Below are 11,952 nucleotides of genomic sequence, written 5' to 3'. Positions count from 1 at the left end.
CCTCATAAATTTAGAGTGATATTTTTAATAAGTAATGATCAATTAACAGCTTTAAACCATTAGTAAGTTGTCTTTCATTTGTTTCAGTTCTCATAGTCCAGGTCCGAACAGGATCTTCTTTCGGTTGCAAATCAAAATGAATTCTGAAAGGATGAAAACTCCATTGATTGCATTGGTTTTGTATCAATTCTCCAATGGTTTCCTTACTAAATACATTCCACCCTTTTTCCCAATCTCCTTTGACACCTTTCTTTCTTTTTCTGTGAGTTATTTCGCAATCGACGCCAAATTCATTGAAAGGCGACAATATGTAAATTGTTGCGCCCGGACGGCAAGCTTTAAATAAATTTGAGAAGAATATTTGTAATTCGGATTCATCAAAAATGGACATAACTCCGACTACAGTAATAATATCAAATTGATGGTATAAACTATCAGGTAATTCCAGAATTGAAGCTTTTAAAAATTCCTTATCCGGTTGTAACTTTTTACACTGCTCGATCAAATCATCAAAAACATCAATTCCTGTATAGCGAAATTGGGGATAGCGATCAGAAAGAAAATAAATTAATTCACCAGTAGCACAACCTACATCAAGCAAAGAAATGGATGCATTCCTTTTTTCTTGGGCAATAAAGAAATCGAGGAATTTAAAAATTTCCTTGGGGTTTTTTGACCATCCCTCTGTGATGTAATGTTGAAAATTTTGATAGTTAGCAGACATGATTATTAACCTTATCGTGTTTTTCTTTTTCCGAAAGCAAAAATTCACAAAATTGCAAATCAAGCTTGTTATCAACATCAATACTGTCTTCCATACTCATCACATAGGGTAGGCAAGGAGACTGATAAAATTTTAATTGCTCAAGAAAATCTGTTGTTTTTAAAGCGTAAATTGCTCCATTTTGCCTATATACTTCTTCCAGGTCCTGAGTTCTTCTTTCGACATCATCCAAACAAGTGTAAGGCAAAGCCTGATTATCTTTAATACGAATGCATTTTCCAGGATGATGTTCAACTTTGCAAACACTAATAACACTTTTCATCTCTGATGCTAAGTATTGTTCTAAGCATTGTTTTAAATGAAATGCCGTTCTTAATGGAGAAGTAGGCTGCAATAAAACAATATAGTCAGGGAAGTAGCTGGTTTCACTGAAGGTTTTTATTACATGCTTTATAACGTGTTCATTTGATATTGTATCACCAGCTAACTCCAATGGTCTATCGATAACCTTTGCTCCGGCGCCAAAAGCAACATTGGAGATCAAATCATCTTCAGTTGACACCACAACATCAGTAATTAAATCACAATGCCTGGCAGCAAGTATAGTATGCACCAGCAGAGGTTTACCTCTTAAATTCAGTATATTTTTACGAGGTAATCTCTTCGAGCCTCCTCGTGCTGGAATAATAGCTAAAATGTTTGGTTTATCGCAGTGATTAATCAACTCATGTCCTTGATATTTTATAACAATTCATATGAAGTTTATTGTATCGATTACTACTACGGCTTGTCTGCAAGATCCTTAAAGCGGATCTTGTAGACAAGCTGTAGGACTTAGAGACTTAAGGACATCTTATGGATCTTAAGGTACTAAAAAACCTGATGCCTTAATACCCATTGTCCATTATCAAATGCCCAAAGATGCGGTGATCTAAAATGATTAGTCAATCTCTCAAAATATTCCCTATCCATTTTAGGTTGCTCAAACTGTTTAGCCGCTATGGGTAATTTTTTTGAATCAATGCTTAAATATTCAAAATTTTCCTTTTCAAAACGCTCCGGGTATTCACCATCAAAACGCCTTACTAAAGCAACTCCCTCCTCACGAACCAACTCCCCATTACGAATTTCCTGAGAGCTGTCGTAAGTAGCTCGACCAATTCCAAATTTGATAAAGGTGGTGTAGTAGTGCAAATCATCAATCTTATCGTCTATACCACTGTATTTACTATAAGTGCCTGCCGTTCTTTCAGGAGAAGGGGTAAATCCACCATGATTTACGGCAAAGTAATAACACTCTTGCGGATGCCATGGTAAATAATATCCCAGATATTGTACCTCTATCTTTTTCTTAACAAGCCTGTTAGGATTAGGTGGAATATAAGGCTGTAGCTCTACTTCAGTTAAACCAAACTCTTCCTTCAATTCAAGCGCTGATATCCCAGAAAGATAAATATTGGAAATATCATTCGCGGTGAAATAACTGATATCCTTCGTCGCTTTTTCATTTTCCTTGGCATTGTTACCATATTCTGATGGATTTTCTCCATAAAATACTAATGGAATATTCAAATCCATTGCGATTTTAGGTGGATAGTACATTTGACCAAGAATAAAAGGTTGAAATGGGTGATATAACTTTTCCAATGCTAATCTGGTAAGCAATCTATGCACTTGGCCATTGGGAGTAAACAGATAGTTGTCAAATCCAGCATGTATCCATGCCTGGAAATTATTCCACCCCCAAGAAGTATAAATATGGGGAGCCCAAGTCACTGTCAAGGGATTCATTCCATATTCATATTTTAACATATACGCAGTGTAAAAACTGTCTTTCCCGCCTGAGCCAGGAATAAGACAATCGTAATGACCCGTTTTACTTCGATATTTATCGCATAACTCTTTTAATTCTCTTTTTCTTTGTTCCCAGTCAATCCCTTTTTTCTTTTCTGCTATTCTGCAAGCAGAGCAAACACCCTCTTCATCAAAATTAATAGTAGGCTTCTTGGCATTAATGGTATGTTTATATTCTTTTTCTGAATTAGGCTTTTGGTTGCTGTATGTGCATTTACTGCAAAACATAACATCACTCGGTAAACCATAAAATACCTCTTCCGGTTTACTATCAAGTTTGTATTTAGCAAGGTTAACCTCTCCTGGATAAGTAATCATTAAATGGAATCTCCAATAATATTCATTAATAATTTGTGCTAATACAATTTACCAATTCTGTCCTAAACAAAATATGAATTTACATGTATTAATGTTGTTGTAAATTAATTTGAACGGACCACAAAATCAATACATAACCTCATAAAATCATCGATATTAATCAAACTATTTCATTAGATTGGGTATGTATTAATAATTCTAGTGAGCTTTCAAAAATCTCCATGCCACTCTTTACGCATATTACTTCCAAGATCTTTGGGTAAGATTGTCTCCCCCGGCTCAAAGCCGGGGATAACACTTAAAATTTGTAAGGCAATTCTTAACAGTTTGTAGTTATTCACCATAAATTTGATAAATCAAATCCATCGTTTTTAAACTGTCTTTCAAGGATATCGCATGGCTCTCTTGGCCACGCACCCCTTTACAAACTTCTTCAGCCTGTTTATAAAATCCCGCTTTAAATTGTTGATCGATATCATCCAATGTTAAATCATGGACGATTCTTTCATTGGCATTTTGATAGCGGGCCTTTTCAAGTGGCTGCATTGTCCAACGAATACTTGGCGTACTTACACTACATGCCCAAGGACCTGGTCCTTTCCAAATGCATTCATATAATGCACGATCTCCACTATCAAACTCAACATAACTGATTACGATTTCTGTTTGCTCCTTTTTCCAGGGCGCAACCGGAACTATTTTGGTTACTTCGCCTCTTGCAAAAAATCGAATTAAATCGATGGTATGGATTGAATTAGCATACATAAACTTTTGCACAATTTTTTCAGGGTGCAGACAAGATCTCGCTTCTTCAAAACTCTGTTGATCCTGAATATGGATAAATCTCTTATCAGCGCTCTTTGAATCAAGATCTTTACGAATTTGTACTGAACTGCAATAAAATCTTCTATTCAAGCCCACATAGATTGGACCGTTTGCTGTTAATGCTGCTTCAGCAATATCATGAGCATCCATCAAGTCATATCCGGCTGGCTTTTCCAGGAGTACGGCCCAATGATATTGAAAACATTTTTTAGCGACTTGATTGGCCTCAAGCTCAGGAACTGCTACAACCACTAAATCAGCGCCAGTTTGTTTATTTAACTCTTCAATTGTCTCTACAACATAAGGAATACCAAACTCACTTGCTAAAGCAGCAGCCTTTTCATAAGTTCTGCTTAATAGACCAACTACTTGAACCCCAGGTATCGCTTTGAACGCTTTAATATGTTCGCGGCCCATTCGCCCTGCACCTATTATTGCAACACTTAAACTCTTCATACTGACCCTTACTAAAAAGTTAATACGCTTTCCGAGGTACTTTTTTAAGATGAATTAAATCCCTAACCAACTCATTAATTCTGTGAGTGGATTTTCCATCCAAATTACCCCATTTTCTTTTTTCTGTATCCAGTTGTTTTTTAATAGCTATAAAATGTTCCGGCTGATTCATGGTATTTATAGCCAGTTTAAACTCTTCTTTAGTACACGCGTTCAGAACGCCTTGCACATTTTTATAATCTGAAAAATCATAATAAAACATATCGTAATTAATAGTTGGAATACCGCAAGATATTGCCCAACGGATCGTCGCAGACGCAAAAGCCAAATAAATATCAGACAAGGCAACTAATCGAGTAGTATCTATCTGAGTAATCAAAATATTTTTTTTCGCAAAAAGATCAGATAATTCCAGATAGTTTGGATGAGGGCGAAAAATAATTTCATAATCCTTTTTAAATACTTCTACACAATCTACAATAAAATCTACAGCATCTTCTGCATCTGCAAAATCAAAACGAGGGGGATTAGCTGTAATTTGATTTGGAAAACCCCCGAGCAAGAATATAGGTTTATCACTTTGTATACCTAATTCCTGATATAATTTTTTTCTTTCGTATTCCTTATTCAAGTAATAATAAGCCAAATTATCATCATAACAAGCACCTGTAATTTTCATTTTAGAAACAGGTATTCCACTATTACGATAATATTCAAACATTTTCTCGTTTTCGATAGCTATCACATTAGCATATCCACTGTTCATCATCCATGGATCAGGAGGTGAGGTTCCGGTTATAATATGTCCATACACATGTCCTGCCGGCAATCTTAGAACCTTTCTATTATCATCTTTCATTACCCAAGAACGAAAAAAAATTCCGAATAGTTTGTTACAGGTATCATAGTTTACTTGAAACTCATCTCGATCTTTTAGTGCCTGAAATGCTTCACTTTGGTTTGCAATTGTATAAGGAAGAATTAAACTGGGAATTTTTAATGTATGTCCTGATTTTATTATTAAAGGAGTTACCTTACCTACTATATCTTCGGGCAAAACAATTAATTTGTATTGGCCTGATTTTATAATTTCAACAAATTGAAAATATTTACTCTTATATTGGTAACCCATCAGTTTAATTTGTTTGAATTGATCATTAAATTGATAATATTTGGCTCTATAATAATGATATTTACTACTGTAATATCGATATACCTTACATAGGGATATGCGCTTTAAACAAGTAAGAATAAAAAATCTTGTATATGTAAAAGACAGCAAAACCATAATTTTTTTTATTTTTGTTTTTACTCGCCTACATCCGAAAATTTTATATAATTTCTTTATCCAATCAGATTTTTTTTTAGTGCTCTTTTGAGAATTGGCACTTACAGTCGTGCCTCTTTTCTTCCGCGGTGTTTTATTGCTTAATATTTCAGTTACTATTGACAATTCCTTATGGGGAATTTCTACCCCGTCAATCTCACCCTGCTTAATGCTTTTTTCAATTTCTTTTAGAACAATTAAATCATGGTTGGTTGAATCAACACCACAAAAAAGTATATGGCACTGATAACCAAATTGCTTCAAACCGATAGATGCCCTCTTCATCTCAACAAAATCAGACAATCTCTGAACAACGAATAGTATTTTATACGATTTGGCTTGAGAAATTTTCATATTGAACATGAATTCAAAACTGACTATGCATGGTTTCACATTTCTCATCTCTTGTAAAGTTTCTAATTACAAGAGATGAGAATTTCACAATGATTGCATTTATTCCAACAATCCTTTCAATAAGGCCAGTTTAGACATAACATGACACTGCAAAATCAATATTTATTGATTTTCTGAATACAAGAATAAGTGAGCACTGAATAATTTGAATGTTTCTTATCAAGCTGATATTCTCGTTGAGAACAAACCCGGTAAATAAAATTTTTGAAATCACTTACAGAATGAATACCACAATAACAATATTTAATAAGTGGTGATTTTGTATCTAAATAATTTATGATAATATCCACTAGCAATTTATATTCATAAAACCAATTCAAAGCTAATGAATTGACAGTTTTTATTAGTAAAATGCAATAGTAACTCTTTGTCAATTTAATTAAAACAGTATATCTCCTCACTATGAATCAATTAAAGACATATCGCACCTATTTGCTAAAAAAATTACTGCTGGTTTTATTTTTATTTACTATTGTATTTATCCCAATTGAATTATTTTCCAGATGGGTAGCGGTCACATCTATTGCCCCATTTGGAAGCTGGTTTAATCGTGATCAAAAATTTCTAATAGCGGACACAATCTATGGTGGTATTGTTGGAATAGGTGACTCAATTATTGCAAGAAATTTTTATCCAGAGCTTTTTTCATCATCCCTGGCAGAAAAACTGTCTATAGCATACCCTACCTATAATTTAGGGCTTGAAGGGGGAAATCTGGAAGAGCAATTAGCGCTCTATAAATATCTTCTAAAAAGAAAGGTAAATCCAAAACTGGTTATTATTGATGTACCTGTGCATATACTTAATGTTGACAACTTTTCTATGCCCACTCCTGCAGGCAAAACACCTTTAAAATTATGGGATGATAATGTTTCTGATTACTATACTCGCTGTGAAATAAAGGATACACATGCGATTTCTACAAAAATATATTGTAAATTGGCAAGCAAGTTCTACTTTTTACGATTACTGAATTTTTACCATCAGCAAATTAATAACAGCGATAAGACATTATTGCATACATCAAAATCACGATTAACCAATTTAATTTATAATCATCAACCCGTGTCTGTAGTAGGTTTTTCACCTATTTTTAATGTCATGACTTCTGAGTCTGCTAACTCTGATTATTTATACAATGCCATGGTGAAAACTTATGAAAGAGATTACATTCATTATCAATTAGGTACAGACAGGCTAGAGAGTTTCATAGATGAATTCAATAACCATCAAACTAAAGTAGTTCTTGTTCTAATGCCATTATACCAACCATTAATGCGTAAAGTTCATGACAAGCTCAATGTGCCCCAAAATCAGTTAATCGTTGAAAAAATTAAACGGTTTGCAGAGAAGAAAAAAATTGCTTTCGTCAATTTATTCGAAGAATTACAAGACCCGGAGAATTTTCAAGATCCGGTTCATATGAATGTTCTCGGTGCATCAAAAGTAACCAAACTTCTAGCAAATAAAATCCTAAACAAGGATTATATCTATCCGGAGGGTTATCTGGATGCAGAAATATATGATTACATGAAAAAATCTCATGAGGATAAATCATGAACTTTGCAACCTTTCAATTTATTTTATTTTTAAGCCTCTCATTAGCTGTCTTCTTCTTGATAGGTGCTTATTATCGAAAATATTTTATCTTGATTTGCAGTTATGTGTTTTATGGCACATGGAGTGTTCCGCTGATTAGTATCATACTTTTCTCTACCTCTGTAGATTATTATTTAGGGAACAGAATTCATAATACGACATCTAAGCAATTAAAAAAGCTGTTTCTTACTCTATCTATCTTAATTAATTGCTCGATTTTGATCTATTTCAAATACGCCAACTTTTTTTTGGACAACGCAAACACGCTAGGTGCTCTTATTGGCATCGATTTACCAATACCCAAAGCGGTTCATATCATCCTGCCCTTAGGAGTTTCATTTTATACTTTCGAAGCGATCAGTTACATTGTAGATATCTACAGAGGAGAAAAACCCGCAAGCAACTGGTTAAATTATAATTTTTATATTATGTATTTCCCCCACCTGATTTCAGGGCCCATTGTCCGTTATAAAGAAATTTATCAACAATATGAAAGCACTATTGAGCTACCAGAGTTCTCCCGAATTAATGAAGGATTAAGACTGGTTTTATACGGTTTTATTTTTAAATTAGTCATAGCAGACGGAGTCGCCTCTATTGTAGATTCCGTATTTAACAATTATCAAAACGCAACTCATCTTGAATCATGGCTTGCTGCCATTGCGTTTACCGTACAAATTTATTTTGATTTTCTGGGTTATACCCATATTGCAAGAGGGGTTTCCTTATTTTTCAATATAAAGCTGCCACTTAATTTCAATCATCCTTACAACGCAGTTAATATCAGTGATTTTTGGCAACGATGGCACATCAGTCTCTCACTCTGGATTAGAGATTATTTATACATTCCTTTTGGCGGTAGTCGAGGAACTTTAATTAAAACAGTTAATAACTTAATAGCCACAATGTTCATTGCTGGATTATGGCACGGAGCCTCCTGGAATTATGCTATCTGGGGAGCTTATCATGGGATGTTGTTGTCTATATACCATATCTATCGTAATAAATTTAAAAACAAAAATATTGCCCTGGCAAATAACTATCATCGAATAGCATCTATTGCTTTTACATTTTTATGTGTCGTTGTTGGATGGGTTATCTTTAGAGCCAATTCTTTTGACCAAGCTTACACGTTGATTGCAAAAATGTTTAATCCAATAGGAATAGCAAAAGAAATTGCTATCAATCGTTCTTCAACTGGTTACACTGATTCGGTATTAGGTTTACTTGCATTATGCGCATTATGTTTTATTGGACCACAGGTAAAGAAATTTGAAACTCAAACTATTTCCTCACTTCAGCCACTTTGGATTAAAAAATGCAGCTATATCTTCGGCATGTTGATGCTGATGATATTCATGTTCTCACCAACAAAACCTTTTATTTATTTTGTTTTCTAGGGCGTTAGACAATCAAGACTAATGTCTTGATAATATATACCCATAGTGAAATACCAGAGTTGCGATTGATTTACTGCTCATGCTGGGGTTACACATCCGCTTCCTTACGGTCGCGGCTCGGATTTATAATGACACGAAACCGAGCCGCGACCGTAAGGAAGCGGATACAGTTGTGGGTTAAGATGCTTGAAAATGCATCGGGTATATTCTTTCAACAATAAAATAATAACCAAATAAAATCAGTGTTAACATTAATAACGCACATAATATCGTCACTTTTTGTGTCCAACTCAAGAACACCAAACATCCAATGAATCCATTTATTAGTAATTGAGCAAGCAATATGAAACGGGTGTCCATTCCAAATTGTTTTAACCTCTGGTATGCATGTTTCCTGTGTGGGGCAAACCACTGCTCTTTATTCACAATTCGTCGCAATAAAGTGATTGTAGAATCAAAAAGAAAAAGGCTATTTAGCATAAACCAATAAATTATAGGGATTTGATATTTTTGTTGGGCGATTAATGCCATTGAGAAAATGATTAACCCTAATGAAGCACTACCTACATCCCCCATGAATAACTTGGCTGGAGGAAAATTAAAAATTAAAAATCCAACTAAACTGCATATTAAAATCCAACAAAATTCCTGATAAGCCAGGGCATGATGTACATTAAATAAAATAAAATAGCAGGCAAGCAAATAAATAGCCTGTAACGCGCAAAAGCCATCCAGACCATCCATAAAATTAAAATGATTTATGGCCCAGATAACCATGAAAAAAATGAACGGAATTATGATGTAGCCATGATTCAACGAAAAAAGTATAAAATCCAGTTTTTCTGGTCTCATGAATACAGCCAAAATGAAAGCGACAATACATTGTACTCCCAGCCTAATCTTGATAGGAAGATCGTATATATCATCAAAAAAACTGACCCCAGCTATTAAAAGAATGCACAACAATAAAAACACCGATTCTTTATAAAAAGAAAGCATACCTGTAAAATACCAAATAAAAGGTATAATTAACAAAGACAAACCAATAAATACAATACCACCGCCTCTCACCGTTGGTTTCAAATGCAGAGTTCTGTCATTGGGTTTATCAATTAGCTTTGAATTTTGTGCAATACCACAAAATAGTTTGGTACAAAGAAAAGATAACAGTATAAAAAAAACACTAAGCATTATATTCATATTGATACCAAACTGCTGTTTTTTTTAAGCCCTCACATGAGTCGACTGGTGGAATCCAGCCTAACTCTGAAATAATCTTCGAATTATCAATTTCCAAAGAACCCAACAAACGAGTATTTAAACTGCCCATTCCTATAACTTTGAATAGACCGGCTAATAAAGTAGCAGGGAAACGATACAATCTTAAATTGATTTTCATATTTTGGGCTAGCATGGATAACAAATCAGCTAAAGACCAAGATTCATTATCTGCCACAAGATAAAGTTGGTTTGCTGCTTTAGGATGTGTCATTACTGTTAGAATGGCAGAAATCAAATTATCAATAAAAATAAAACTTCTCTTATTATTTATACTGGCAAAAGGCAATGGCCATCCTTTTTCCACCATACTCAATAATTTTAAAAAATTAGCTTTTACTCCTGGCCCATAAACTAGTGGAGGCCTCAAGATAACCACTTCCATTTCACTATGTTCACTAACCTCTTGTAAATAGAGTTCTGCTTTCAACTTGCTTTGAGCATAAGAGTCTTTTGGTTGGGCAGAATTTTTCTCAGAAAATGGATTCTCTGGCGAACTCACCTCGCCATTTACTTTAATCGTACTTAAAAATACAAATCGCTTTACTTTGTGTTTTGCAGCTTGTTCAGCAAAATTCTTTGTGGCAATACTGTTTATTTTGCAATACTCCTCCAGAGAGGAAGATGTATCCTCTTTCATAATATGGACTCGCGCAGCCAGATGTATAACGATATCAATTCCATCCAAAGCTTCTGACCAATCCGTTACTTGCTCCAGCTTATCAATTTCAACTTGCTCAACAGCCATGTATTGATTTTTTTGCCACACAGCACAACGAACCTCATACCCTGCAGCAATAAGAGCCGGAACCAAGCTACTGCCAATAAAACCTGTTGCGCCTGTCACTAATACTTTTGTCACTATTTTACCTATGGCTTTTAAAATCGTTTTTGATTAAGCAGTTCTGCAAGATATTGACCATAACTACTTTTATTAAGCTCTCTAGCCCTGCATAGTAACTCATCATCATTAATAAACTTCATACGCCACGCAATTTCTTCAGGGCATCCGATTTTTAAACCTTGCCGCTGTTCGATAGTACAAATATAGTTACTTGCTGATAACAGGGTTTCTGGTGTACCCATATCCAGCCAGACAAAACCTCTTCCCAAAATCTGGACATCCAGTTTGTTTTCATATAAATAAAACTGATTGATGTCAGTTATTTCCAGCTCCCCCCTCCCAGAGGGTTTTAAACTCTTGGCAATTTCTATAACTTGATTATCATAAAAATATAATCCGGTTACCGCATAGTTGGATTTGGGCTGTGCTGGTTTTTCCACTATGGATAGGACTTGATATTTCTCGTTGAATTCCACCACACCATAGGCTTGGGGTTTATCGACATAATAGGCAAAAACTGTTGCACCATTTAATTTTGATTTTGCGTTTTGTAATAATGCAGAAAAACCTCTGCCCTGGTGGATATTATCTCCCAAAACCAGGCAAACAGAATCATTACCAATAAACTTTTCGCCTAAAATGAATGCTTCCGCGATTCCCCTTGGTTCATTTTGCACAAGATAGGCAAATGAGATGCCCCACTGAGAACCATCACTCAATAAATTTTGATACAGTGGAAGATGCTCCTCCGTTGAAATAATCAGTATTTCCCTGATATTAGCCAACATTAATGTAGAGATGGCATAATAAATCATTGGTTTATCATAAACCGGAATCATATGCTTACTAATGGATTTTGTCAGAGGATACAGTCTAGTACCAAAACCACCTGCCAGGATAATACCTTTCATTA

General features: G+C 34.7%; 10 protein-coding genes. 2 read left to right on the top strand and 8 right to left on the bottom strand.

The window, feature by feature from the left end:
* Positions 1 to 10: 10 nt before the first annotated feature.
* The 5 genes from CC34_RS0102675 to CC34_RS0102650 form a co-directional block, all read right to left on the bottom strand.
* Positions 11 to 724 (bottom strand): class I SAM-dependent methyltransferase, encoded by a 714-nt coding sequence (locus CC34_RS0102675; RefSeq protein ID WP_028379115.1) that lies wholly within the window; start codon positions 722 to 724, stop codon positions 11 to 13.
* Complete coding sequence (locus CC34_RS01000000116120) at positions 714 to 1,448, bottom strand: acylneuraminate cytidylyltransferase family protein (protein ID WP_050598188.1); 735 nt, start codon at positions 1,446 to 1,448, stop codon at positions 714 to 716. The genes CC34_RS0102675 and CC34_RS01000000116120 overlap by 11 nt, the downstream gene beginning before the upstream one ends.
* A 146-nt stretch (positions 1,449 to 1,594) precedes the next feature.
* The gene (locus tag CC34_RS0102665) at positions 1,595 to 2,896 is read right to left on the bottom strand and encodes an N-acetyl sugar amidotransferase (RefSeq protein ID WP_028379114.1); all 1,302 of its coding nucleotides are present in this window, start codon (positions 2,894 to 2,896) and stop codon (positions 1,595 to 1,597) included.
* 333 nt (positions 2,897 to 3,229) lie between these two features.
* Positions 3,230 to 4,177, bottom strand: a complete 948-nt coding sequence (locus CC34_RS0102655; protein WP_028379113.1) for a Gfo/Idh/MocA family protein — start codon at positions 4,175 to 4,177, stop codon at positions 3,230 to 3,232.
* Positions 4,178 to 4,196: 19 nt separating this feature from the next.
* Positions 4,197 to 5,897, bottom strand: a complete 1,701-nt coding sequence (locus CC34_RS0102650) for a hypothetical protein (RefSeq protein WP_028379112.1) — start codon at positions 5,895 to 5,897, stop codon at positions 4,197 to 4,199.
* A gap of 423 nt (positions 5,898 to 6,320) precedes the next feature.
* Here CC34_RS0102650 and CC34_RS0102645 point away from each other — a divergent pair, with 423 nt between their 5' ends.
* Positions 6,321 to 7,478 carry an SGNH/GDSL hydrolase family protein gene (locus CC34_RS0102645; RefSeq protein WP_028379111.1) on the top strand — a complete coding sequence of 386 codons (1,158 nt, stop codon included), beginning with the start codon at positions 6,321 to 6,323 and terminating at the stop codon, positions 7,476 to 7,478.
* A complete protein-coding gene (locus CC34_RS0102640) occupies positions 7,475 to 8,917 on the top strand; it encodes an MBOAT family O-acyltransferase (RefSeq protein ID WP_028379110.1) in 1,443 nt (480 codons plus the stop codon). Before CC34_RS0102645 ends, CC34_RS0102640 begins: the two co-directional genes overlap by 4 nt.
* 177 nt (positions 8,918 to 9,094) lie before the next feature.
* On the opposite strand, the gene CC34_RS0102635 is transcribed toward CC34_RS0102640, so the two are convergent.
* Genes CC34_RS0102635 through rfbA form a run of 3 tightly spaced genes read right to left on the bottom strand, consistent with a single transcriptional unit; the run spans position 9,095 to position 11,950 of the window.
* Complete coding sequence (locus CC34_RS0102635; protein ID WP_028379109.1) at positions 9,095 to 10,117, bottom strand: MraY family glycosyltransferase; 1,023 nt, start codon at positions 10,115 to 10,117, stop codon at positions 9,095 to 9,097.
* Positions 10,101 to 11,057 (bottom strand): NAD-dependent epimerase/dehydratase family protein, encoded by a 957-nt coding sequence (locus tag CC34_RS0102630; RefSeq protein WP_028379108.1) that lies wholly within the window; start codon positions 11,055 to 11,057, stop codon positions 10,101 to 10,103. The genes CC34_RS0102635 and CC34_RS0102630 overlap by 17 nt, the downstream gene beginning before the upstream one ends.
* Positions 11,058 to 11,074: 17 nt before the next feature.
* Positions 11,075 to 11,950 (bottom strand): glucose-1-phosphate thymidylyltransferase RfbA, encoded by an 876-nt coding sequence (gene rfbA, locus CC34_RS0102625; RefSeq protein WP_028379107.1) that lies wholly within the window; start codon positions 11,948 to 11,950, stop codon positions 11,075 to 11,077.
* Between the last annotated feature and the right edge of the window lie 2 nt (positions 11,951 to 11,952).

It is taken from the genome of Legionella pneumophila subsp. fraseri, assembly GCF_000586315.1.
Lineage (GTDB): Bacteria > Pseudomonadota > Gammaproteobacteria > Legionellales > Legionellaceae > Legionella > Legionella pneumophila_B.
The sequence above is the reverse complement of the archived record's forward strand: the minus strand, read 5'-3'. Positions and strand labels throughout refer to the sequence as shown.